We start from the raw sequence: 22,647 nt of genomic DNA, 5'->3' as shown, positions 1-22,647 counted from the left end.
TGTGGCGGGTGTCGCGGTTCAGGTGACCGGGCGGCGCTGGAGGCGCAGCGAGCCGGGCGGCGGCTCGTTCAGCACGGCCCAGAAGATGCCCAGGTCGGAGATGGCCGCGACGAATTCCTTGAATTCGACCGGTTTCACCACGTAGGCGTTCACCCCCAGCGCGTAGGCGCGCTCCAGGTCGGGCTCCTCCCGCGAGGAGGTGAGCATGACCACGGGGATGCTGCGCAGCTCGGCGCTTTCGCGCACGGTCTTGAGCACCTCGAGGCCGTCGATCTTGGGCAGCTTGAGGTCCAGCAGCATCACCGCCGGATTGCCGTCGTCGCGCCCGGCGTAGGCGTTGCGGCGGAACAGGTAGTCGAGCGCCTCGGCGCCATCACGCAAAACGATCACATCGTTGGCGAGCTGGCTGCGCTCCAGGGCCACGAGTGTCAGTTCGAGGTCGTGCGGGTTGTCTTCAATCAGAAGGATGGGTTTGAGCATCGTCGATCCTCATGGTTGCTGTTGCGGTGTTTCCTGCCCACGCAGGGGCAGTGCGAAATAGAAGGTCGCGCCTTCGTCCAACCGGCCTTCGGCCCAGACCCGGCCATCATGGCGTTCGATGATGCGGCGCACGCTGGCCAGGCCGATGCCGGTGCCTTCGAACTCTTCCATGCGGTGCAGGCGCTGGAACACGCCGAACAGCTTGCCGGCGTACTCCATGTCGAACCCCACGCCGTTGTCGCTCACCGCCACCACCACCTCGTTGCCTTCGACACGGGCGCTGACCTCGATGATCGATGGGCTGCGATCGCGGCTGTACTTGATGGCGTTGGACAGCAGGTTGCGCATCGCCAGGTGGAGGAAGGCGGCATCGGCGATGACCACCGGCAGCCCCTCGATGCGCCACTCGACGCGACGCCCTTCGAAGTCCGGCGCCATCTCGGTGCGGATGGCCTCCACCTGCGCCTGCAGGTCGACATCGGAGAGGCGCAGGGCAGCACGGCCCATCTGCGAGAAACTCAGCAGGTTGTCCACCAGGGTGCCGGCGAAACGCGCCGACTCGCCGATATGGTCGAGGAAGCGCAGGCCGCGCTCGGACAGGCGCTCGCCCTCGAACTCACCCAGCAGCTCGGCGTACCCGGCGATGTGCCGCAGGGGCGCACGCAGGTCATGGGAAACGCTGTAGGAGAAGGCTTCCAGCTCCTTGTTGGATCGTTTCAACTCGCCGGCCAGCTGGGCCAGCTCCTCGGCCTTGCGCAACACGATGCCGAGCACCGCCGTGCGCAATTCGGCAACCCCTTCCACCTCCAGCGGGTCCCAGGGTGTGCAGTAGCCCTTCACCGTCTCCTGCCAGCTCTCGAAGCTGCTGCGCGGGTTGAGCGCGCCACCTGGGCCGATGCTCTTCTCCGGCCTGCCGGCCCACTCGACGGTGCGCACTTGCTCCGGGCGGAACCACAGCAGGTAATGGGAGTGGATCTGCGAGATGGCCACCGCCAGCACGCCGCCAATGTGGCGGGCCAGCTCGGGCAGCTCGGTGATGTCACGGCCGATGTTGTCGGTGTGGAAAACCTCGCCGTCGCGCCGCGCCAGCCAATGCACCAGGGCGTTGACCTGGGCCTCGGGCGGGGTCTGCCCCACCAGGTCGCAACGGGCGGCGGAAATGATCGCGGCGCCACTGGCGCGAGCGAACCCCAGGAAGGTGTCCGGCAAGGCCAGCAGGCCGGCGGCGACGCTGTCGCGGTCGGCCATGGACGAGAGCATGTGCACGATGTGCTGGCGCAGGCCGAGCAGGCGCTGGGTCTGGCCGTGGGCTTCGCGGCTTTCGATCTGCAGCGACAACACGCTGCCCATCAGTTCGCAGGCGATGCGGGTCTGGAAGCCCACCGTGCGGGGCTGCTCGTCATGGCAGGAGATAAGCCCCCAGAGCCGGCCACGGACGACGATGGAAATGGACATCGAGGCCATCGTGCCCATGTTGCGCATGTACTGCAGGTGCACCGGGGAAACGCTGCGCAGGGCGGCGAAACTCAGGTCCAGCGGCTGCCCGGTGAGCGGGTTGTCCACCGGCTGCAGGGGCGAAGGCTGGTAGTTGGCGTCCTCGATCACGCGGATGCGGTTGGCGCAGTAGAGCGCGCGGGCCTGCTGGGGAATGTCGGAAGCAGGGAAGCACAGGCCCAGGTAGCGCGGGTAGCCGGAATCGGCCTCCTCGGCCAGCACCAGGCCGTTGCCTTCGGCGTCGAAACTGTAGGCCTTGACCCGACCGAAGCCGGTGACGCGCTTGAGCTCGGCCACTGCGAAGCGGCAGAGCGCCTCGATGCTTTCGGCCTCCTGCAGGCGACCGATGAAACCGCGCAACAGGGGGTAGATGCCGCCCTCGGCAGCGCCCCCCTCCGCGGCAGGCTCGAATTCGGCGATCAGCACCTGATCGTGGCGGTGCACCATCATCGCGGTCGGCTGCCCGGCGCGGGCACCACAGGTGAACAGCACATCGCCGATGTGGAAGGGCTTGTGCTCGCCGTCATCCAGCTGCGCCAGGTGCTTGTGCAGCACCTCGCTGTCCTGCAGGAGTTCGTCGAAACGGCGGCCGAGTAGTTCCTCGACGGGCAGGCCGAGCCAATCGACGACGTTGGCGCTGGCCTGGACCACGCGCCCATCGGCCTCGTCGAACACCAGCATGAAGCCGTGTGGCTGGATGCTGCCGGGTATGCGAATGGCTTCCCGCGCGCAGTTCTCGCTTGCGGTGGCCAGTGCCGCGACACTGTCGCTGGGTGTCAAAACGCGATCTCCTTCGATGCCCCACTGCCGTCCCGCCGGTTCACCGAAGGGGTCAGCGACCGTTGCCGGCCGTTCTGGAGCCGCGCATTCCATTGATTCAAGGGCGACAAACTAACAGAAAGCGGCGCCACAATCGTGACGAACGACCCGGTTTATCGCCGTGGATTTCATGATGGATTGAGCGCAAGGATCGCGAAAAATTCCCTAACGGTTGCTGCGCACGTTGCCCGAGGAACTCAGCTCACCAGTGCGCGGCGGTTGCTCTGGCGCTCCAGTTTGCGGCGCTCCACCAGGGTCTTGGCGGCGGTCATCTGGATCGGCCCGCCGGTGAAGGTGGGCAGCTCGCGGGTAAGCCAGATATTGCCCTCGCCTTTCCAGGTGACCTCGCCGGAGGCCAGCTTCATCTCGCGCATCACGTCACGGATCAGGCCACGCACACGTTCCTTGCAGAACACCGCATCGCTCTGGATGGCCTTGCTCATGGCGGCCTCGCCCTGCTTGCCCAGGGTAAGCAGCAGCATGCCGTCGGGACGGGGCTTGATGGACACCTCGAAGCCGGGGAATGCGTCGAAGAATTCTTTGATGGCGATCTGCATTGTCATTGCTCCCTTATTTTTTTCTTTGAGCTCAAACCATTGCACCCGCTGTGCCAGTTGAGCTGAATGAAAAAAATAAGAAAATTCAATGACCTATATATATTTGACATCAATGTGCCAGTTGCAATTTGCACGATACCCCCGGGTGGACCATGCAAACTGCACTGAACTTTCGGACGGGTCGTCACGCTGCGCTCGAACCCGATGGAGAAAAAACGGTCGTCCGATGCGCCAGCCCTGTTTCGCCACCGCGGATGAGCGCCTCGCTAGGGCGCCGACCCGCCCTGCCGTGCCGCCCCCGGCGAATGGCCAAACCAGCGCCGGAAGGCGCGGTGGAAGGTGCTCACATCCTTGAACCCCAGCGCCTCGCTGATCGCCTGCAGCGGGTCACCCTGGCGCACCCGCTGCAAGGCCAGCTGGCTGCGCTCCTGCTCCAGCAGCTCGGTGAAGCTGGTGCCCTGCTCACGCAGGCGGCGGTAGAGGGTCGGCCGGCTGAGGTGCAGGGCCTCGCAGAGGAACTCGATGCCCGGCCCGCCGGCGAGATCGGCGCGGATCATCAGGCGCACCCGCTCGACCAGGTCCGTCTCGGCCTTCACCTGCTCCAGGGCCGTTCGCGCGCGCTCCGCGAGCAGGGTCTTGAGGTAGGGGTTGGAACTGCGGATGGGGCGGGCGAGCTGCCCATGGGCGAGGTACAGGCGGTTGGCGGCGCAGCCGAACTGCACCTCGGCACCGAACGCCTCGGCAAAATATTCCGCATAGGCGGGGCGCGGGCCGGCGAACTCGACCCGCTCCGGCGCGAAGCCCTCCCCCGCCAGTTCCCGCCCCCAGCGCACCAGCGCCACCAGGCTGCGCTCCACCGCCGCCTGTGGATAACCCCGTCCGGCGGCGAACGCCAGTTCGAGGCACAGGCAGCCATCGGTGTCGCGGGAGGTCCAGTGTTCGGAGGGGTTCATCAGCGCGCCGTGCTGCAGGAAGGTCGACAGCGCCTCCCCCACCGATGCGCACTGGAACAACAGGCTGGCCAGCAGGCCGCGCTTCTCCGGGTTGAACGCCTGGCCGATCAGCACGCCGATATGCGGCAACGCCGGGTTGCCCGCCGCCAGTTGCCAGAGCCCCAGCAACTGGCGCTCGTCCAGGCGCTGCTCCTGCAACGGCAGCGCCGGGTCGCACGACGCCAGCAGACGATCACGGGACAGCCCCACGGCCTGCAACTGCGCCGCCTCGATGGCGCCCAGTTGCAGCAGCAGGTCATGCAGGTCGAGCACCGCAAGAGCGGAGACACGGGTAGGGCTCATGGCAGGCATTCCTTGTTCCTGCGCGGACAGTACCGCCTGGCAGGCATCGCCGCCAGCGCACAGGGGCTCGCCTCAAGTCGCCTCGGCGCGCATCGCGGCCTGCACCTGCGGCCGCGCCCCGATGCGTGCCCGGAACGCCGCCAGCGCCGGCCAGGGCGCCAGCTCGATGGCGAAGAAATCCACCCAGCCGAGCACGGTGAACAGGTAGGCATCGGCCACGCCGAAGCGCCCGTCCAGCAGGTAGTCGGCCTGATCCAGCACGCTTTCCAGGTAATCGAAGCGCTTGAACAGCCGCGCCCGGAAGATCGCCTTCACCTCCTCCGGGATCGCCGCGTTGAACAGCGGGCTCATGCCGGCGTGGATCTCCCCGGAGATGAAGTTCAGCCACTCCTGCAGGCGCACCCGCTGCAGGGTGCCGTTGGCCGGCGCGAGCCCGCTTTCCGGTCGCAGGTCGGCCAGGTACTGGACGATGGCCGTGCCCTCGGTGAGCACCTCGCCATTGTCCAGCTGCAGCGCGGCGACGTAGCCCTTGGGGTTGATGACGAGGAAATCGTCGCCGTGTTCGGTGAGCTTGCTGCGGTTATCCACACGGACCGCCTCGAACGGCAGGCCCAGCTCCAGCAGCACGATATGCGGCGACAGCGAACAGGTACGGGGGGCGTAGTACAGCTTCATGGCGACTCCTTGCACGGGCCACCCCCGGAATGGGGGCGCGGCGGGAGTATCGACGCAGCGGTTCTCTTTTTGAAGAAGGGAGAAATCTGTAGCTTAGGTACAAAATATATACCTGGAACCCCCATGAAAAAGAACGTATCCGGCTGCTCGGTGGAGGAAGCCATGCACCTGCTCGGCGGCCGCTGGCGCCTGCTGCTGGTGTCCTACCTGCTCGACGGCCCCAAGCGCTTCAACGACCTGCGCCGCGACATCCCGCACATCTCCCAGCGCATGCTCACCCTCGATCTGCGCGCCCTGGAAGAGGCCGGCATGGTGCTGCGCACCGTCTACCCGGAAGTGCCGGTGCGGGTGGAATACCAGCTCACCGAAGACGGCCAGCGCCTGCGCAAGGTGGTGGAAGTGGTCAAGGAATTCGGCCTCTGGCTCAAAGCAAGACCGCCGCGTGAGGACACCGAAGCCCCCACGCCGGAGCACCCGCAACCGTAGGGTGAACGACGCTTCACCCGTCCACCGTTCGTACTCACATGCAGCACCGCTGGTGGATGGAAAGAGCGCCATCCACCCTACGCACCGACCAACTTCGTACACGCCGACCGTAGGGTGGACGACGCCTCACCCGTCCACCATTTCGTGCTCACAGGCGACACCGCTGGTGGATGAAAAAGCGTCATCCACGCAGGTCAGCTCCGTGCGGGGATCAGTTCTTCACCCAGTTCTCGAAGCGCTGCTCCAGTTCGCCGTGGGCGGCCCAGAACTTCACGCTCATCGGCAGGGCGCCGCTGATGTTCTGCGGGGCGGTGGGCAGGGTGGCGGCGATGGCGGGGTCGATCATGGCGATCGCCTTGTTGTTCACCGGGCTGTAGGAGATGCCTTCGGCGAAGGCCTTCTGGCGTTCCGGCTGGCTGGCGAAGGCGACGAAGGTCTTGGCCAGGTCGCCCTTCCACGAGCCCTTGGGCAGGGCCCAGTAGTCGAAGTCGTAGATGCTGCCGGTCCAGACCATGGCCAGGGAGCGGGTTTCCTTCTGCGCGGTGGCGATGCGGCCGTTGTAGGCGGCGCTCATGGCCACCTTGCCCTCCTGCAGGGCGCGTACCGGTTCGGCGCCGGCCTTCCACCAGACGATGCTGGACTTGATCTCGTCGAGCTTGCGGAAGGCGCGCTCGACGCCGGCCGGGGTGTCCAGCACCTGGTAGACGTCCTTCGCCGCGACGCCATCGGCCATCAGGGCGAACTCGAGGTTGTACTTGGCGCCATGGCGCAGGCCGCGCTTGCCGGGGTATTTGCGCAGATCCCAGAAATCGCTCCAGCCGCTGGGGGCGTTCTTGATCTTCGCCGAGTCATAAGCGAGCACCGTGGACCAGACGAAGATGCCGATGCCGCAGGGCTGGATGGTGCCGGGCACGAAATCGCCGGGGTTGCCGAGGAAGGCCGGATCGAGCTTCTCGAACAGCCCCTCCTCGCAACCGCGCGCCAGTTCCGGCGCCTCCATCTCCACCACGTCCCATGTCACGTGGCTGAGTTCGACCATGTGCTTGAGCTTGTCCAGGTCGCCGTTGTACGAGCCGTGCACCACGGCGTTGCCGGTGCTCGCCTTGAAGGGCTTGAAGAAGGCTTCCTTCTGCACGTCCTTGTTGGCGCCACCGAAGGTGATCACCGTGACGAACTCCGCCGAGGCGGGCAGGCTGGCGCAGGCCAGGAGGAAACCGAGGGCACGTCGTACAGCAACATCCATGGAGCATTCCTTATTGTCGATTGGCGGTGTGGCCACGGGTCGACCGCGGCGCTGCCCGGATTCTCACAGTGCCCCTTGGTTGCCAGGTGCGCGACAGCGACATGCCGCTGCCTCCCACCGCCCCTGGCGGGCACCGGGTCCGGATCTGCCGCACAGTCTGAACGCAACGCCCGTCACACATATTGCTTTCCGTCACAGTGGCGAGTGCTGCACAAGCTCTGGCACGGGCGTTTCAGGTTGCCATGTGCAGCTAGACAGCCCTGCGAGGCGATTGCAACCGAACGCCATGTGGATTGAAACCGCGCGCCATGCCGCTGCGGGCGGCGCGGCCCTAGCATCGGGGCATCCGCCATCAGGAGCCGCGCCATGCCCAACCACCGCATCCAATCCCTCAGCGCCCTGCGCCAGCTGATCAGCGAGCCACCCGCGCTGATGAAGAAACGCCTGCAACCGGTGATCGACGCCCATTGCCTGACCATCATCCGCAACGCCAGCGTCTGCACCGTCGGCCTGGCTGGCGCCGACAGCGACATCGCCTTCCTCGACCTGCACGCCACGCCGGTGATCCTCGCCGAAGGCAACCGCATCCGCCTCGCCTGGCCATCCGGCCTGCACCTGCCCAGGATCGACGGCCAGACGCCCAGGCCCTGCAGCCTGCTCTTCATCATGCCGGGCATCGGTTTCGCCCTGCGCGCCAATGGCCGCTGCCACCCGCGGGGGGTGGAAGCGGGCGTGGTGCTGGAGTTCCAGGCCGACGCGCTGTTCCTGCACTGCTCGCGGGCCATGGTGCGGGCGGATTTCTGGACGCCACGCGAACACCTCGACGGGTGGCCGGCCGAACGGGGCGAAGGCGCGCTCTCCGACGCCGCGCAGGCTTTCATCGCCCGTTCGCCCTACCTGCTGATGCTGACGCGCAACGCCGAGGGCGCCACCGAGATTTCGCCACGCGGCGACCCGGAAGGCTTTATCGGCGTCATCGATGGACAACGGCTGCTGATCCCCGAGCGGCCGGGCAACAAGGTGGCGGTGTCGCTGAGCAACATCCTCGCCTGCGACGAACTGAAGCTGGCCTTCTTGCTGCCGGGCTCGGCGACCGTGCTCAGTGTCACCGGCCGCGCCCAGGTGAGCGCCGACCCGCAGCTGCTGGGCCCGCTCTCGGTGAACGGCAAGGCCCCGGTGCTGGGCACCCTGGTGGAAGTGGAGCGCTTCGCCTTCGTCGAGGCACCCGAGCTGGTCGAAGCAGGCCTGTGGCGCCCGGAAACCCACCTGGCACCGAGCGACATCCCCTCCTTCCCGAAAATGCTGGCCGAACACATGAACGGCACCGGCCTGCTGGGCAAGGCCACCACCCTGGTGGTGGACGCGGTGGTGCGGCACGACCTCAAGCATCTGTATTGAAGGGAATCGCTTGAAGGGAAATCCTTGTGCAAGGCGACATGTCGCCTTCATGGACATATCCACGCACCTGGCCTATACCCAAGGCTCCGTCCCACCAGGTGCATCGCCATGAAGCGCTCCATCGACCACGTCCGCTGGGACCTCGCCCAGCGCTACCGGCTCATCGAAACCGTGGCCTGGTGGGAAGGCCGGCTGACCACCAACCACCTGATGCAGAGCTTCGGCATCAGCCGTCAGCAAGCCTCCAAGGACATCAACGCCTACCTCAACGAGCACGCGCCGAAGAACCTCGTCTACGACAAGCACCTCAAGGGCTACAAACCCGGCAAGGGCTTCAAGCCGCTGTTCATCGACGGCAGCGCCAGCGCCTACCTGCACCTGCTGGACCAGAACCGCGAACGCTCGCCGCACATCGAGGGCCTGGCCCTGGCCTATGCCCACACCGAGGTGCTGCAGGTGCCGGACCGCAGCATCCGCCCCGAGGTGCTGCGCCCCCTCCTCCAGGCCTGCCGTGAAGGCCTGCGCCTGGAAACCGAGTACGTGTCCCTGGCCCACCCGGAATCGGAAACCCGCGTCATCGCCCCGCACACGCTGATCTTCACCGGCATGCGCTGGCACGTGCGCGCCTACTGCGAGAAGAACCGCGACTACCGCGACTTCGTGCTCAGCCGCTTCCGGGGTGAGCCGGACCTGATGGACGAATCCGAGCAGGGCCGCGACGGCGACGAAGGCTGGATGACGGCGGTGGAGGTGATCCTCAGCCCCGATGCGCGGCTCAAGCCGGCGCAGCAGGCGATCATCGAGGCGGACTACGGCATGCAGGGCGGCCAGCTGGTTATCCACAGCCGCGGCGCCCTGGTGCAGTACGTGCTGCAGCGCTACCAGATCGACCCGAACAAGGTGCAGGCCAAACCGGTGGCGCAGCAGATCGTGGTCGCCAACCTGGAAGAACTGGGGCGCTGGCTCTACAGCTGAGCAGCCGTTCCCAGGCTGAAGCCCGGGCTACGCCGGTCATCCTGTAGCCTGGGCTTCAGCCCAGGGCCCTCCCCTGCACAGCCAACACCCCGGCATAAAGCTCCGGCCGCCGATCACCCTGCACATCGTTATGCCCACTGATGCGCTTGTCCCGCGCCGCCCCCAGGTCCAGCGATGCCAGCAGCAACTGCTCGCCGCCCTCGCCCGCCGGCCCGGCCAGGGGATAACCGTCGGCGTCCACCAGCACCGAGCCCTCGACCCAATCCACGCCACGCTCGTGGCCGTGGCGGTCACAGGCGGCGATGGTCATCCGGTTCACCGCCGCATTGGCCTGTACCCGCACCACTTCGGCGGGGCGCTCGCCCGCCGGGCGCGGGCCACGGGGCCAGTTGACCGGGGCACAGAGCAGCTCGGCGCCGGCCAGTGCCGGCAGGCGCACCCACTCGGGGAACTCCAGGTCGTAGCAGATCATCACCGCGATGCGCCCGAAGGCCGTGTCCACCACAGGCGGCGCGGCATCGCCGGGGCTGAAGATCGCCTTCTCGCCATCCCACAGGTGCGCCTTGCGGTACAGCGCGCGCAGGCCGCCGGCATCCACCAGGGCCGCGCTGTTGGCCAGCGTGCCGTCGTCGCGCTGCTCACAGAAACCCGCCACCAGCACGATATCCAGCTCAGCGGCCAGGCTTATCCACAGGCGCAGGCTGGGGCCGTCCGGCGTCTCGGCCAGGGCCTGCGCCTCGACACGGTCGCGGAACAGGTAGCCGCTCTGCACCAGCTCCGGCAGCACCACCACCCGGGCTCCGCGCTGCGCCGCCTGGCGCACCACGCGCTCGACCAGGGCGCGGTTGTACTCCAGCTCGCCGATACGCGGGGCGACCTGGCAGCAGGCCGCCGTGACTGTCTTCTGCGTGCTCATGGCTGTTCTCCCTGTGGCTCCAGGCGCTGTTTATCCGCCTCGGCCAGTTGGCGCTCGGCGGCGAGGTCGAGGCGCCGGCTCAGCAGCCAGTAGCTGACGCCGGCCACCGGCAGGCCCACGGCGAAGGCGATATCCGCGCCACCCAGGGCTGCAGTGAAGGGACCGGTCCAGAAGCTCAGCGCCATGAAGGGCACCATCGCCAGCAAGCCGAGCCCGTAGGCGGTGAGGCCGGCAACCGACCAGCCGCGATAGAGGCCATCGCGGTTGAAGATCTCGCCGATGGCGTAGTGCCCGCGTCGCACCAGGTAGAAGTCCACCAGGTTGACCGCCGTCCAGGGCACCAGGAAATACAGCATCAGCAGCACGAAGGTGTTGAAGCTGCCCAGGTAGCTCTCGGGGATCAGCCGCGCCACGGCGAGGATGATCGCCGCGATCACCAGGATGCCGGTCACCCGCAGGCGCAGCGTCGGCTTCACCTTGGTAAACGCATCGATGGCGCTGACGCTGGTGAGCATGGCGCCGTAGCAGTTCACCGCCATGATGCCCACCAGCGAAGGCACGGCGATCAGCACGGCGAAGGTGCCGAAGCCGTCGAACAGGCGGTTGCCCACCTCGCGAATGCTGCCGATGGCGTCCGGCGCCGGCAGCGCCGAGGCGAGGAAGGCGCCGAGGGACATCAGCCACAGCGCCGAGCCGCCGGCGCCCAGGTAGGTCCAGAAGATCACCTTGCCGGGCGGCGTGTTCTCCGGCAGGTAGCGCGAGTAATCGGAGACATACACCGAGTAGCTGATCTGGTAGCCCGCCGCCGCCGACAGCTGGACCAGGAAGGCGCTCCAGGAAAACGGCCCGGCGGCCAGCGCGGCATCGGCCCGCAGCTCGCGGATGGCGAGCAAGGTCAGCACGCCGAACACCGCGATCATCAGCCAGGTCAGCCAGCGCTGCACCCGGTGCAGCAGGTCGTGCCCGACGATCGCCAGCAGCACCGCCAGGCCCACCAGCAGCAGGTACCAGGGCGTACGCGCGCCGGGCAGCACGGTGTTGATGGCATCGGTGGCGAGGATGACGTTGAACACGTTGAAGCCGATGTACACCCCCACCACCGCGATGAAGGGCACCACCGCGCCCCGGAAGCCGAACTGCGCCCGCGACTGGATCATCTGCGGCAGGCCCATGCGCGGCCCCTGGTTGGCATGGAAGGCCATGAAGAAGGTGCCGATGGCTACGCCGATCAGAATCGCCAGCATCGAGGGCAACGCCCCCAGCCCCAGGGCCGGCCCGGTGAAGCCGGTGACCAGGGTGGTAAGCACGAAGTTGCCGGTGAACCAGAACGGGCCTTGGTGCCAGACCTTGCCGTGGCGCTCGCTGCGCGGCACGTAGTCGATGGAGCGCACCTCGATCTTCGGGCGCGGGGCTTGGGTAGTCGGGGTTTGATGCATGGAAATTCCTCATCCAGAACGTGAAGGCGCAGCCAGGGTTGGCGCGGGGTGACGGTCACGGGGCTGGATCAGGCAGGCGGGGTGTCGCAGCAGGCAGGCAGCAGGTCGTCCATAGGTGTCTCGGCTTGTTCTGGTCGTTATGGGGCCGACTCTAGCCAAGGGGGAAGCGGGGAAACATCGGATAAATCAAATACTTGGTTCAGGGATATGGCAACTGATCCGGCAACGCCGGCAAGCCCCGGAGCGCCTGGCATCGGCGCCCCGGGCCGCGGTTCAGCCCTGCTGGCTTTCCATGTAGCGGATCAGCAGCGCCTCCAGCGCCTCGTCCATCTGCTGCCTGTACGCGTCGAAGCCTTCACGGGCGAAGTCGTCCAGCTTGCGGTTCAGCCCGATGGCTTCCTCCTGGCTGGGGAACTGCGACTCCACGGCCCGGTAGATGGCGAAGGTGAAGTTGCCGGCGAGGTCTTCCAGGTCGCCGTTGGCGATGTTCATGCCCATGCGCCGGCAGTTGAGCTGGAAGTCCTTCATCAGCTCGGATTCGGCGATCTGCTCCATGGGTTTGGCCACGCTGCGCAGGGTCTTGCGACCACCGTCCACGTTCTGCTGGGCGTAAGGGACGATCAGTGCGCTGAGCAGCGGGTAGAACAGCTCGGCGATCTGGTCCTCGTCGAAGCCGGCCTGCTCGCGCAGCATGTGGCCCATGGAGGCGATGGCGTAACCCAGCCCCAACAGGGTGGTTTCATCGCTGGCCAGGGCCGCCTGCTCGTTGGCGCTCAGCGGTGCCTGCTGGGCGCGGGCCACGAAGCGCGGCACCTGCATCGCACCGGTCAATACACCCATGCCGAACTGGATGGTGTGGAACTGCTCCAGCCCCTGCTGGAACTCCTCGGTATCGCGCTGCCGGGCGCTGGCGCCACGGGCATGGGCCTCGAACTGCTCAAGGTATTGCTGCCCCTCCTCCAGCTTGCGGCGGAACAGCGACGGGCGATGCGCCACGGCCGGCTCGGCGCGCTTGGCGAAGCTGGCCAGGCCCTTGCTCGGTGCAGGGCTCGCCGGCTCCGGCGCCTCCAGCAGCTCGCCTTCCAGCTCCGGACCGATGACACGGTCGATGATCTTGTCGCGGTTGCTGATCATGAACTGCACGAACACCTGCTCCCTTAGCGCCAGGCGCACCACGCTCGGCAGGAAGGCATAGAGGTACACCGCGAACTTCTCGATGTTCTCGTCGTTGCGCAAGGCCGCGAGGGAGGCTTCGCCGGTCTTCTCCTTGAGCAGCGGGATGATCTTCGACTTGTTCTGCTCGATGGCGTTGGCGATGAAGCCGAACAGCTTCTCGCTGGCCTTGGAATCCTTGCCCTTGGCGTCCCCTGCCACGACTTCCGGCTGCGCCTCGGCCAGGGCCTGCACCGCCGGCACCGACATGCTCTGCTCCACTTCGCTGGACAGCTGCGCCTGCTGCTCGACGGCAGGCGCGGCCACGCTCACCGGTGCCGCAACCGCCTGGGCCACCGGCGCGGGCTGATCGGCAAACTGGCCCTGCAGGTCCTGCAGGCAGTCGTTGATGGTGTCGAAGAAGTCTCCCAGCTCGGCCTCGCCGAGCTGGGTCAACTGGGCGATCTCGCGCTGGTTGACGAAGACCTTGCGCTTGCTGATGGCGATGCCGGTGAGGAACTTCCAGAAGAACAGGCGGGGTGAATCCATCATCATCTTCATGGCGATCCGCGTGTCGCCGATCAGCATCCCCTCCTTGGCGCCACCAAACAGGGTGTCGTCGACCAGCACGATCACCTCGTCCGCCGTCATGCTGTTGCCATAGGACGCCAGGGCCGCCTGCAGCTTCTTCGGCGGAATGTTCGGCGCCACGAAGATCTTGTCGGACTCGATGCGCAAGGCGCACTCGCGCACGTAACCGATCAGCACCGCCAACTGCTCGGCCGGCAGCTCCCCGGTGGCCTTCGGCGCGGCCTCCACCGGCGCGGCAACCGGCTTGCCAGGCGCATCGGCCTGCCCGTCAAGCCACTCGGCCAGCACCTCGAAGCAAGCGGTCAGGTCACGCTTGTCGGGCATGTTGAATTTCATCACGTCGCGGCCATTGATGAAGGCGCGCTGGTCATGGGACTGGATCTGCCTGATCTCGATGAACAGGTATTCGGTGGGCTCCGCGAAGGGCTCGCGGAAGAGAATGCGGTCGCTGCAGATCAGGCAGCCATCCTTGCCGCTGCCGAACATGGTGTTGTCGATGAGGGCCACGATCTCACGCGCATCCCCCTTGAACTTGAACGCCTCCATGGCGTTGCTCAGCAGCTTTGGCGCGATCCCCGGCGCCATGTGAATCCGGCTACAACTGGTGAAGTTCTTCTTCGTGTAAAACTCGACCAACGACATATGAGCGCCTCCTTCACATTCCCTTGAATACCCATGCATCCCATGGGCCCGAACTTCGTCATGCCAACACCGGCGGCCATCGACTACCCCGTTGAAAGCCGCGAAACAGAGAGCCCGCTTGAAGTAGGGCGATATTCCGCAGCGACTATCCTGACCGAATCGCCATCATTGCGACATTATCGATTAGTCAGAATCGGGTAAAGCTTCCTACGCTGCCGGTTATGGCCCTGCATGCTATTTGGACAATGTCCTTACGCTTGATGCGGCGCAGCAAGGCAGCTCGAAATATATGTCGCCTTTAGCGACACATCTATTCTGTCGACATATACAGGTAAAGCTTTCAGGCAGGTTCGGCGGGCGCGGCCCCATGCCGTGCGGTGGCCGCCAGGCAGCCACCGCAACGCCGGTCAGTAGCCTTCCATGAACAGCACCGCCTCCAGCTCACGCAGGCTATGAGTACTGCCCTGCTGCTGGTTGAGGGCGGTGAGGATCTTCGCCGCCAGGGCGTTGGCGTCCAGCTGGGCGTTCCAGGAGGTGTAGGCGTTCTTCCAGTAGCTGCGCGTGGCGCGGGGGCGCGAGCCGCCACGACCGGCGACGGTGCCCAGGGCCGGGTACTGCTGCTTGAAGCCGCTCAGTTCACCGTCATCCAGCACCGCTTCGGCGATGCCCACCAGCGCCGTGGCCACCCGCGAGTCGTAGATCACATACAGATCGGGGAAGAAGATCGCGTAGAGCTTGGTCCAGGCACTGCTCATCGCGGCCGGGCTGGAGGCCGCATGCTTGCGGGCCTCATCGATGTTATGCACAACCAGGGCGGCATCCTGGGTCGGCAGCTTCACACCGCCCCAGTCGCAGATCTCCTGGAACAGCACCAGCACGGCGGCGGCATTGGCGGCCAGGTTGGCGTCCAGCGCGCGGGCGCGGCCGATAAAGCCATTCAGCGTCGCCTCGGTGGCCTGGTAGCTCACGCTCGGGCTGGGCCAGAAATAGCTGCTCAGGCGCTGGGTGAAACCCTGCACCGGCTGGCCGGGATGTAGAGAGCGACGACGACGGTCGAAGATCTGGAACGGCTGCTGGGCCAGGTAGTGGGCGAAGCGCTCCTCGCGAGTATGCCCGCTCGCCGATACCGGCAAAGGCGCTGCTTCACCATCCTCCAGCAGCTCTTCACCTTCCTCCAGGGCGAGGACGCGATACAGCCCGCGCTCGACCTTGCGATAACGCGGCGCCTCGCCACGCTTGACCCAGTAACCGGTGTCTTCAGCGTGGTTGGCCATCTCGGTGGCGATATGGCTCTCGCTGAAGAACTCGAACCCGACGCGGTAGCGTTCCACCTTCTCGCCGCCATCGAGCAGCTCGACCCGGCGCTCGTCTCCCAGCAACTCGCTGGCACGCAACTCCTTGTTCAGTCGGCCGTTGACGATTTCCAGAACGATCGAATCATGTAGCGTCATCTTCCCTCCCCTTGCCCCATCGAAAAGCCGTGCCGGAAATACCGGGCACGGCACGAACCCCGTCATTCTGTGCAAGCCGCCCAACGTGCGCTAGGCAGCATGTTTTCCATGGCGCTAGTATCCACGACCGAGCGACAACCTATGTCGCACCTGGAGCCTCTCGATGCCTGCCAAAACACCGCGCCCCAACGCCGCCGTCACCCTGGAGCGCCGCAACCGCCTGCTCGCCGAGATCGCCTCGACCGGGAAGGCGGGCATCGATACCGCCAGCCTGCACGAGCAGCTCCTGCGGGAAGGCACCATCAGCCTGCGCACCGTGCAGCGCGACCTGGAGCTGCTGGCAGCCGATGGCGCCATCGCCTCCGACCACAACCATGCACAGCCGCGCTGGCGCCTGGCCAAGGGCGCGCGCCTGCCCGCCGCCAGGGCGCAGGCCAAGCCGCTGGACAGCCACGAACTGAAATCGGCACGGGTGGCGCTGAGCATCGTCACCCTCTATGAACAGGCCAGCCACCTGCTGCACCGCGCGGCGCTGGATGACCTGCGCGAACAGTACCTGCGCTCGCGGGAGGTGCTCGACAAGTTCCAGCGCCACGAGGGCCGCTGGCTGGGCAAGGTGGTGAGCGGCTCGCAACAGCTGCAGCTGCGCCAGGCGCCGATCGACGAAACCGTGCTGCGGGACATCCAGCTGGCGCTGCTGGAGGGCTATCAGCTGGAGGCGCTCTACTACTCACGGCGCAGCGCAGCGGAACAACGCATGGTGCTCAACCCACTGGGCCTGTCCTATCGGGATTCGAGCATCTACCTGATCTGTACCAAGGTCGACGAAGTGAAGGTGCGCGCCCTGCCCCTGCAACGCTTCCGCAGCGTCACGCCGAAACGGTCGCGCAGCATCCAGTCGCCCCCGGGGTTCGACCTGCAAACCCATGCGCGCCAGGAAACCCTGCTCGCCGCCGAACCGATCCAACTCAAACTGCGCATCAACGCCGCGCTGCGGGAGCGTCTGGACAGCACCGAGACGCCCTTGGCCGAACCCCAGCACCTGTCGCCCCTGGGCGATGGCTGGTGGCTGCTGGAGTGCGAGATCGCCCACACCCGCGAATTGCAGTGGTGGATCCTGGCCCACGGCGCCACCGTGGAGGTGCTGGAACCACCCGCGCTGCGCCAGGCCATCGCCCAATGCGCGCGGGAGATGGCCGGCTTCTACGCCGCCCCCTGACGACATAGGCTGTCGTGCGGTCCCTCTAGGCTGGGCTCCTCATTACCGAGGAGATCGCTTCCATGCACAGCTATTCCGCCTTCCTGCAACGCGTCCAGCCGGGCGCCGGCCCGCGCGCCAACTTCAGCCTCGTCGTCCAGGCGGTGAGTTCGGACATGGCGCGCATCACCGCCGAGGCCCAGTACCCGGGCTACAAATGCATCAACGCACCGACGCGACAGCGCTGAGCCTCCACGTGGCCGGGGACTATCTCTACCACTGCTACAACAGCGATTGCGCCGCGCCGGCCCCGGCCTGCGGCGTGATCGCCCGCCACCACTACTGCGACTGTTTCGATATCGCCCGCCACGCCCTGCGCATGAGCCGTGGCGCGCACCTGGAACAGGCGCTGGCGGGGCTGGAGGGGGCGCTGCGTTGGTACGGGCACCGCCCGGTGGTGCTGTTGGTGGAAGCGGGGGCGCAGATGACCCTGGGCGACTATCGCCGGGCCTGGTGCTGGCTGGAGGAAAGCCTGGTGGCCCAGGTGCAGCGGCGCGTGGCGTTGCGCCTGGAAAGCGTGCACAGGGAGTTCAGGTTGTGGCTGTTCGAGCCCGGCTACCCGGCGCGCAGCAGCGAAACGACGGCAGGCCGAGAGCGGGAGGGCCCCGCCGTGATATCGTTGCGCCTTTCGCTTTACCAGCTCCGGAGCGGTACATGAAGTTCATCCACCAGCGCGAACACCTCAACGAAGGCGACATCGTGGTCATCGAGTGTTCGCAGGTCTGCAACATCCGCCTGATGAACGATGCGAACTTTCGCAGCTTCAAGAACGGTGGCCGCCACACCTACCACGGTGGGGCCTTCGACAAGTTCCCGGCACGCATCACCGTGCCCAGCACCGGCTACTGGAACATCACCCTCGACGCGGTGACCCGCCGGGCCATCAGCGTGACGCGCAAGCCGACCTTCACCCACAAGATCAAGTTCGTCCGCCGCTCGCCTTCCGACCTGGCCTGACGCACGCCTCAGCCGCGCAAGCCTCGCTCAGCCGGGCCGTAGGCCAACCAGGCGAGGCCCAGCATGCAGCCCAGCACCAGGGCGCTGCTGGCGAGGTTTTCCACAATCAGTTCGATCGACAACATGTCCGGGCTCCCCAGAAGTTGATTCAGCATCTGGGGCGTCACGCTATGTCGTGTTTGTTTACATGTCCATGTGTCAACTTTTCGCACGTAAACAAATGGAGCGGGTGTGACACGAACCGGGTGGAAAAGCGGGCGCATGCATTCGCCCCAACAGGCCCCGCACACGAACCGTAGGATGGCGTAGAGCGCAGCGAAACCCATCACCGGCCTTGCACCCGCCCCGTAGGGGCGACTTCAGTCGCCAAGCAGCCCGCAGGGCTGCCCCTGCCCGGTGCCACAAATAGCACCGCTGGTGGATGAGAAGAGCGTCATCCACCCTACAAACCGGGCCCCCTTCAAGACCGGGACTGCCGACCTACACCTTCGGCTGGTGGCAGGTGACGCAGTGGATGCCGCCACCGCCGGCGGCGACCGCGTCGATGTTCAGTTGCACCACCTTGCGCCCGGGGTAGAGCCGGGTGAGCAGGTCGCGGCAGAAGGCGTCGGCGCTGGCGTCGCCGAACTGCGGGGCGATCACCGCGCCGTTGACCGGGAAGTAGTTGATGTAGCCGGGGGCGAAGTCCGGGTTGTTGCGGGTGAAGCGGTTGTTGCGCAGGGTGCGGGGCGGCGGCAGGGTGTGCACCTGCAGCTTGCGGCCGTCGGCGTCGGTGGCCTTGTTGAGGATTTCCAGGTGCTTGCGGGTCACCGCGTAGTCGTAGGACTGCGGGTCGTTGTCGAGGTTGGCGACCACCACCCCGGGCTTGACGAAGCGCGCGTAGAAGTCGACGTGGGCATCGGTGATGTCCTTGTTCTTGATGCCGGGCAGCCAGATGATCTTGCGCAGGCCGAGGTTGCTCATCAGCTCGGCTTCCACCTGGGCCTTGCTCATGCCGGGGTTGCGGTTGCTGTTGATCCAGCAACTCTCGGTCATGATGCCGGTGCCGGCGCCGTCCACTTCGATACCGCCACCTTCACCGGTGAGCTGGCTGGCGATGTAGCTGGCGTCGGCGTCGTAGCTGACTTCCCCGGCCACCTCGCCATCCTTGCTGTGCTGCTGCTTGTTGCCCCAGCCGTTGAAGTTGAAGTCCACCAGGCCGAGGCCGCCCTGCCCGTCCACCACGAAGGTGCCGCCGATGTCGCGCATCCATACGTCATCCAGGGGCATCTCGACGAAGCGGGTGTTGCGCGTGCCGCACTTCTGCTTGGCCAGGCTCAGCTGGCCAGGGCGGTGCAGCACCACCACCGGCTCGTAGGTGGCGATGGTGCGGGCGATCAGGCCGATGCAGTCCTGCACGTCGGCGGTGAAGTCCTCCCAGATCGCCGCCTGGGCGCCGAAGCTGACGTAGCTGCAGGCGTGCACGCCGTTCTCGTCCGGCATGCGCCAGGCGCCGCCACGCAAGGCGGCCTGGGCCCGGGCGGGCGAGATGCCGAGCCCAAGGCTGGCGACCGCGCCGAGGCCGGCGACGGCGGTGAGGTGCTTGATGAAGTCACGACGCGAAGGCATGGCAGTTCTCCAGGGCGCAGGGGCGCCGGCGGTCATTTCAGTGGGTGGAGGTCTTGAACTTGGTCCAGGCACGCATGCGGGCTCGCATGTCGCGCTGGGGGATGTCGCGCCCGGGGATCAGCCGGGCATAGGCGGCATCGTCGACGTAGATGTCCGGGTTACCGCGCATGTCGGCGTCCACCATCGGCCGCGCCTTGGCGCTGGAAGTGGGGTAGCCGGTGAAGTTGCTGATGGCAGCCATGTTCTCCGGGCGCATCACGAAGTTGATGAAGGCATAGGCGTACTCCGGGTGCCGCGCATCGACGGGGATGGCCAGGGTGTCCATCCACACCGTGGTGCCCTCACGGGGGATGCGGTACTGGAAGTCCACCGGTTTGCCCGCTGCCGCCGCCGCGCGTTGCGACTGGGTGACGTCGCCGCTGTAGCCCAGAGACAGGCAGAGGTTGCCGTTGACCAGGTCGGTGACCGGCTGCGACTGGAACTTGCGGATGTAGGGCTTGATCGCGCTCAGCAGCGCGGTGGCCGCCGCCAGGTCCTCGGCCTTGGCGCTGCGCGGGTCGCGGCCCAGGTAGTTGAGCACCACCGCGAGCACCTCGTCGGGCGAGTCGATCACCGAGATGCCGCAGTCGGCGAAGCGCGCGGCCAGCTCCGGCTTGAACAGCAGGTCGAGGCTGTTCACCGGCGCGTCGGCCTGGCGCTGGGCGATCATCGCGGCGTTGTAGGTGATGCCGATGGTGCCCCAGGTGTAGGGCACCACGGCGTGGCGCGAGTAGGGGTAGCGGGTCTGCAGGCGCTTGAGGCCGGGCTCGATGTCATCCAGGCCGGTGAGCTTGCTCGCGTCGAGCTTCTGCAGGGCGCCGGCACGCATCAGCCGCTCGGCCACGGTGTCGCCGGGGAAGACCAGGTCGTAGCCGCTGTTGCCGGCCATCAGCTTGGCTTCCAGGGTTTCGCTGCCATCCATCACGTCATAGACGACCTGGATGCCGGTCTCGGCGGTGAAGCGGCTGAGGGTGTCCTCGGCGAAGTAATCCGCCCAGTTGTACAGGCGCAGGATCTTCTCCTCCGCCTGGGCGTTGCCGGCCAGGCAGGCCAGGGCGGCGGCGGTGACCAACAGCGATCGGAAGGCACGCATGCTCAGGCTCCTCGGGTGTTCTGCCAGGTGACGTGGGTGCGCTGGCCATCGAGGCCGAGCATCGGGCCGTACATCTCCGGGCGGCGGTCGCGGTAGATGCCCCAGGCCAGGCGTTCCTCGGCCATGGCGTCGAGGTCCAGCTCCTGCAGCAGCACCGTAGTGCCCTCGCGATCGGCCTCGGCCAGCAACGTGCCCTTGTGGTCGCAGATGAAGGAGGAGCCGTAGAAGCTCATCTGCAGCTCCGGGTCGGTGGTCGCCACCTCGCGGCCGACGCGGTTGGCCGCCACCACCGGGAGGATGTTGGCGGCGGCGTGGCCACGCATGGTCATCTGCCAGTGGTCGCGGGAATCCAGGCCCTGAGCGCCGGGCTCGGAGCCGATGGCGGTGGGGAACAGCAGCACCTCGGCCCCCTGCAAGGCCAGGCAGCGCGCGGTCTCGGGGAACCACTGATCCCAGCATATACCCACGCCGAGGCGGCCGTGGGCGGTGTCCCAGACGCGGAAGCCGGTGTCGCCCGGGCTGAAGTATTCCTTCTCCTGGTAGCCGATGGCGTTGGGGATGTGGGTCTTGCGGTACACGCCCAGCAGGCGGCCATCGGCGTCGGCCATGGCCAGGGAGTTGAAGAAGGCGTTGCCGGCGCGCTCGAACCAGCTCAGCGGCAGCACCACGCCCAGCTCCCCGGCGAGGTCGGCGAAGCGCGCCAGCACCTGGCTCTGGGCGTATTCCTCGGCCAGCGCCAGGTGGCGGTGGTTCTGCTCGATGCAGAAATAGGGGGTGGCGAACAGCTCCTGCAGCAGGATCACCTGGGCGCCCCGGGCAGCCGCCTCACGGACCAGGCGCTCGGCCTGGTCGAGGTTGCGTGCGAGGTTCCAGCTGCAGGCCATCTGGGTGGTGGCGACGGTCAGCTTGGCCATCTCACATCCCCTTCAGCGGCCAGGCCGGCTGCTGCTGGGTGATGCAATGCACCCCGCCGCCGCCGTGGGCCAGCTGGTTGATGCGCACCGGCACCACCTCGCGGCCGGGGAAGGCCAGGCGCAGGGTGGCGGCGGCCTCGTCGTCGGCGTCGATGCCATAGGCCGGCATGATGATGGCGCCGTTGGCGATGTAGAAGTTGGTGTAGGAGGCGCAGAACACCTCGGCCTCGGTGTCCACCGCGTCGCTGGCCTCGAACAGTTCGAGCATCTCGAAATGGCGGCCACGGGCGTCGGTGGCCAGTTCCAGGGCACGGCGGTTCTCCCGCGCCACCTGGGCGTAGACCGAGGAGACGTCACGGGTGGCATCCACCAGCAGCGCGCCGGGGCGGGCGAAGGCGCAGACGCCGTCGACGTGGCCGTCGGTCATGTCGCCGGTGACGTGGTCCGGGTCGCCCGGCAGCCAGATGGTCTTCCTCACCCCCAGCAGGCGGGCGAAAATCTCCTCCACCTCGGCCTTGCTGATGCCTGCGTTGCGGTTGGCATTGAGCAGCACCGACTCGGTGGTGATCAGGGTGCCGTCGCCGTCGACGTGGATGGCGCCGCCCTCGTTGCTCAGCGCGGTGCCGAAGCAGTCCAGCCCCAGGCCGTTGAGCACGCGGCGGGCCAGGCCCTCGTCGAGGTCATGGGCCGATTTTCCGCCCCAGGCATTGAAGCGCCAGCTGACGCCGGCCACGCCCAGTTGCGGGTGGCAGACGAAGCTGGGGCCGGAGTCACGGCACCAGCTGTCGTTGACCGCCAGGGGCAGCAGCTCGATGCCCGGGCCGCAGAGGGCGCGGGCACGCTCCACGGCGCTCGGGTCCACCACCATCTTCACCGGCTCGAAGCGGGCGATGGCGTTGGCGACGCAGGCGAAGTCCTCCTGCACCGCAGCCAGGGTCACGCCCCAGCCGGCTTCCCACAGCGGCTGGTTGTGCGGCCAGACCATCCAGGTGGCGGCGTGGTGGGACCATTCGGCGGGCATGACCCAGCCGCTCTGCTGCGCGTGTTGCTGCTGCATGACGATTGCCTTCAGTTAAGTTTTAGTTATCACTGAAACCGCGATTGCGGTAATGGATGCCATGCTAGGCCCGTGAATTCGGCGCAACAAACGATAGATTTTCCACATTTA

The 22,647-nt window shown here is 66.6% G+C and carries 21 protein-coding genes; 7 read left to right on the top strand and 14 right to left on the bottom strand.

Annotated features, from left to right (window positions below; translation table 11 throughout):
- Positions 1-18: 18 nt before the first annotated feature.
- From PSm6_RS17115 to gstA, 5 genes are all read right to left on the bottom strand, one after another.
- Positions 19-480 carry a response regulator gene (locus tag PSm6_RS17115; protein WP_021218753.1) on the bottom strand — a complete coding sequence of 154 codons (462 nt, stop codon included), beginning with the start codon at positions 478-480 and terminating at the stop codon, positions 19-21.
- A gap of 9 nt (positions 481-489) precedes the next feature.
- The gene (locus PSm6_RS17110; protein ID WP_043242640.1) at positions 490-2,754 is read right to left on the bottom strand and encodes an ATP-binding protein; all 2,265 of its coding nucleotides are present in this window, start codon (positions 2,752-2,754) and stop codon (positions 490-492) included.
- A gap of 236 nt (positions 2,755-2,990) precedes the next feature.
- On the bottom strand, positions 2,991-3,350 hold the full coding sequence (locus PSm6_RS17105; protein ID WP_021218755.1) for a DUF3509 domain-containing protein: 360 nt from the start codon (positions 3,348-3,350) through the stop codon (positions 2,991-2,993).
- 266 nt (positions 3,351-3,616) lie between these two features.
- Positions 3,617-4,645 (bottom strand): AraC family transcriptional regulator, encoded by a 1,029-nt coding sequence (locus PSm6_RS17100; protein ID WP_265167838.1) that lies wholly within the window; start codon positions 4,643-4,645, stop codon positions 3,617-3,619.
- Between the two features lie 72 nt (positions 4,646-4,717).
- Positions 4,718-5,320: a glutathione transferase GstA gene (gene gstA / locus PSm6_RS17095; RefSeq protein ID WP_265167837.1), complete on the bottom strand. Its 603-nt coding sequence runs from the start codon at positions 5,318-5,320 to the stop codon at positions 4,718-4,720.
- A 123-nt stretch (positions 5,321-5,443) separates the two neighbouring features.
- On the opposite strand from gstA, the gene PSm6_RS17090 reads away from it, so the two are divergent.
- Positions 5,444-5,806 (top strand): winged helix-turn-helix transcriptional regulator, encoded by a 363-nt coding sequence (locus tag PSm6_RS17090; RefSeq protein WP_021218758.1) that lies wholly within the window; start codon positions 5,444-5,446, stop codon positions 5,804-5,806.
- A 211-nt stretch (positions 5,807-6,017) separates the two neighbouring features.
- Here the strand turns inward: PSm6_RS17090 and PSm6_RS17085 are convergent, their stop codons facing one another.
- Positions 6,018-7,049, bottom strand: a complete 1,032-nt coding sequence (locus PSm6_RS17085) for an ABC transporter substrate-binding protein (RefSeq protein WP_021218759.1) — start codon at positions 7,047-7,049, stop codon at positions 6,018-6,020.
- Between the two features lie 366 nt (positions 7,050-7,415).
- Here PSm6_RS17085 and PSm6_RS17080 point away from each other — a divergent pair, with 366 nt between their 5' ends.
- Positions 7,416-8,447, top strand: coding sequence for a pyridoxamine 5'-phosphate oxidase family protein (locus tag PSm6_RS17080; protein WP_265167836.1), 1,032 nt, complete (start codon positions 7,416-7,418; stop codon positions 8,445-8,447).
- A gap of 102 nt (positions 8,448-8,549) precedes the next feature.
- A complete protein-coding gene (locus PSm6_RS17075; RefSeq protein ID WP_148304237.1) occupies positions 8,550-9,422 on the top strand; it encodes a helix-turn-helix transcriptional regulator in 873 nt (290 codons plus the stop codon).
- Positions 9,423-9,477: 55 nt separating this feature from the next.
- Here the strand turns inward: PSm6_RS17075 and PSm6_RS17070 are convergent, their stop codons facing one another.
- The 4 genes from PSm6_RS17070 to PSm6_RS17055 all read right to left on the bottom strand — a co-directional run bounded on the left by PSm6_RS17070 (position 9,478) and on the right by PSm6_RS17055 (position 15,610).
- Complete coding sequence (locus PSm6_RS17070; RefSeq protein WP_265167835.1) at positions 9,478-10,338, bottom strand: nitrilase family protein; 861 nt, start codon at positions 10,336-10,338, stop codon at positions 9,478-9,480.
- On the bottom strand, positions 10,335-11,774 hold the full coding sequence (locus PSm6_RS17065) for a purine-cytosine permease family protein (RefSeq protein WP_021220709.1): 1,440 nt from the start codon (positions 11,772-11,774) through the stop codon (positions 10,335-10,337). Before PSm6_RS17065 ends, PSm6_RS17070 begins: the two co-directional genes overlap by 4 nt.
- 273 nt (positions 11,775-12,047) lie before the next feature.
- Complete coding sequence (locus PSm6_RS17060; protein ID WP_265167833.1) at positions 12,048-14,102, bottom strand: hypothetical protein; 2,055 nt, start codon at positions 14,100-14,102, stop codon at positions 12,048-12,050.
- A gap of 464 nt (positions 14,103-14,566) precedes the next feature.
- On the bottom strand, positions 14,567-15,610 hold the full coding sequence (locus PSm6_RS17055; RefSeq protein ID WP_184491943.1) for a hypothetical protein: 1,044 nt from the start codon (positions 15,608-15,610) through the stop codon (positions 14,567-14,569).
- Between the two features lie 163 nt (positions 15,611-15,773).
- On the opposite strand from PSm6_RS17055, the gene PSm6_RS17050 reads away from it, so the two are divergent.
- The 4 genes from PSm6_RS17050 to PSm6_RS17035 all read left to right on the top strand — a co-directional run bounded on the left by PSm6_RS17050 (position 15,774) and on the right by PSm6_RS17035 (position 17,825).
- Positions 15,774-16,829, top strand: coding sequence for a helix-turn-helix transcriptional regulator (locus PSm6_RS17050; protein ID WP_021220706.1), 1,056 nt, complete (start codon positions 15,774-15,776; stop codon positions 16,827-16,829).
- 62 nt (positions 16,830-16,891) lie between these two features.
- A complete protein-coding gene (locus PSm6_RS17045) occupies positions 16,892-17,056 on the top strand; it encodes a hypothetical protein (protein ID WP_021220705.1) in 165 nt (54 codons plus the stop codon).
- A gap of 8 nt (positions 17,057-17,064) precedes the next feature.
- The gene (locus tag PSm6_RS30770; RefSeq protein ID WP_021220704.1) at positions 17,065-17,526 is read left to right on the top strand and encodes a hypothetical protein; all 462 of its coding nucleotides are present in this window, start codon (positions 17,065-17,067) and stop codon (positions 17,524-17,526) included.
- On the top strand, positions 17,523-17,825 hold the full coding sequence (locus tag PSm6_RS17035; RefSeq protein ID WP_021220703.1) for a DUF1883 domain-containing protein: 303 nt from the start codon (positions 17,523-17,525) through the stop codon (positions 17,823-17,825). Before PSm6_RS30770 ends, PSm6_RS17035 begins: the two co-directional genes overlap by 4 nt.
- Before the next feature lie 480 nt (positions 17,826-18,305).
- Here the strand turns inward: PSm6_RS17035 and PSm6_RS17030 are convergent, their stop codons facing one another.
- The 4 genes from PSm6_RS17030 to PSm6_RS17015 are packed head-to-tail and all read right to left on the bottom strand — an operon-like array spanning position 18,306 to position 22,536.
- On the bottom strand, positions 18,306-19,433 hold the full coding sequence (locus PSm6_RS17030) for an agmatine deiminase family protein (protein ID WP_265167832.1): 1,128 nt from the start codon (positions 19,431-19,433) through the stop codon (positions 18,306-18,308).
- Positions 19,434-19,470: 37 nt separating this feature from the next.
- Positions 19,471-20,565 (bottom strand): extracellular solute-binding protein, encoded by a 1,095-nt coding sequence (locus tag PSm6_RS17025; protein ID WP_265167831.1) that lies wholly within the window; start codon positions 20,563-20,565, stop codon positions 19,471-19,473.
- 2 nt (positions 20,566-20,567) lie between these two features.
- Positions 20,568-21,479 (bottom strand): N-carbamoylputrescine amidase, encoded by a 912-nt coding sequence (gene aguB / locus PSm6_RS17020; protein ID WP_043242601.1) that lies wholly within the window; start codon positions 21,477-21,479, stop codon positions 20,568-20,570.
- A gap of 1 nt (position 21,480) precedes the next feature.
- Positions 21,481-22,536, bottom strand: coding sequence for an agmatine deiminase family protein (locus tag PSm6_RS17015; protein ID WP_265167830.1), 1,056 nt, complete (start codon positions 22,534-22,536; stop codon positions 21,481-21,483).
- Between the last annotated feature and the right edge of the window lie 111 nt (positions 22,537-22,647).

This window comes from Pseudomonas solani, assembly GCF_026072635.1.
Classification (GTDB): Bacteria; Pseudomonadota; Gammaproteobacteria; order Pseudomonadales; family Pseudomonadaceae; genus Metapseudomonas; species Metapseudomonas solani.
The sequence above is the reverse complement of the archived record's forward strand: the minus strand, read 5'-3'. Positions and strand labels throughout refer to the sequence as shown.

What these genes read in the sequence shown, in the direction of transcription:
- PSm6_RS17030 (WP_265167832.1), bottom strand. Translation starts at nt 19,433, where the DNA reads ATGCCTTCGCGTCGTGACTTCATCAAGCACCTCACCGCCGTCGCCGGC.
- PSm6_RS17105 (WP_021218755.1), bottom strand. Translation starts at nt 3,350, where the DNA reads ATGCAGATCGCCATCAAAGAATTCTTCGACGCATTCCCCGGCTTCGAG.
- PSm6_RS17070 (WP_265167835.1), bottom strand. Translation starts at nt 10,338, where the DNA reads ATGAGCACGCAGAAGACAGTCACGGCGGCCTGCTGCCAGGTCGCCCCG.
- gstA (WP_265167837.1), bottom strand. Translation starts at nt 5,320, where the DNA reads ATGAAGCTGTACTACGCCCCCCGTACCTGTTCGCTGTCGCCGCATATC.
- PSm6_RS17015 (WP_265167830.1), bottom strand. Translation starts at nt 22,536, where the DNA reads ATGCAGCAGCAACACGCGCAGCAGAGCGGCTGGGTCATGCCCGCCGAA.
- PSm6_RS17080 (WP_265167836.1), top strand. Translation starts at nt 7,416, where the DNA reads ATGCCCAACCACCGCATCCAATCCCTCAGCGCCCTGCGCCAGCTGATC.
- PSm6_RS17115 (WP_021218753.1), bottom strand. Translation starts at nt 480, where the DNA reads ATGCTCAAACCCATCCTTCTGATTGAAGACAACCCGCACGACCTCGAA.
- PSm6_RS17060 (WP_265167833.1), bottom strand. Translation starts at nt 14,102, where the DNA reads ATGGCGCCGGGGATCGCGCCAAAGCTGCTGAGCAACGCCATGGAGGCG.
- PSm6_RS17045 (WP_021220705.1), top strand. Translation starts at nt 16,892, where the DNA reads ATGCACAGCTATTCCGCCTTCCTGCAACGCGTCCAGCCGGGCGCCGGC.
- PSm6_RS17085 (WP_021218759.1), bottom strand. Translation starts at nt 7,049, where the DNA reads ATGGATGTTGCTGTACGACGTGCCCTCGGTTTCCTCCTGGCCTGCGCC.
- PSm6_RS17035 (WP_021220703.1), top strand. Translation starts at nt 17,523, where the DNA reads ATGAAGTTCATCCACCAGCGCGAACACCTCAACGAAGGCGACATCGTG.
- PSm6_RS17055 (WP_184491943.1), bottom strand. Translation starts at nt 15,610, where the DNA reads ATGACGCTACATGATTCGATCGTTCTGGAAATCGTCAACGGCCGACTG.
- PSm6_RS17065 (WP_021220709.1), bottom strand. Translation starts at nt 11,774, where the DNA reads ATGCATCAAACCCCGACTACCCAAGCCCCGCGCCCGAAGATCGAGGTG.
- PSm6_RS17090 (WP_021218758.1), top strand. Translation starts at nt 5,444, where the DNA reads ATGAAAAAGAACGTATCCGGCTGCTCGGTGGAGGAAGCCATGCACCTG.
- PSm6_RS17050 (WP_021220706.1), top strand. Translation starts at nt 15,774, where the DNA reads ATGCCTGCCAAAACACCGCGCCCCAACGCCGCCGTCACCCTGGAGCGC.
- PSm6_RS17025 (WP_265167831.1), bottom strand. Translation starts at nt 20,565, where the DNA reads ATGCGTGCCTTCCGATCGCTGTTGGTCACCGCCGCCGCCCTGGCCTGC.
- aguB (WP_043242601.1), bottom strand. Translation starts at nt 21,479, where the DNA reads ATGGCCAAGCTGACCGTCGCCACCACCCAGATGGCCTGCAGCTGGAAC.
- PSm6_RS17100 (WP_265167838.1), bottom strand. Translation starts at nt 4,645, where the DNA reads ATGAGCCCTACCCGTGTCTCCGCTCTTGCGGTGCTCGACCTGCATGAC.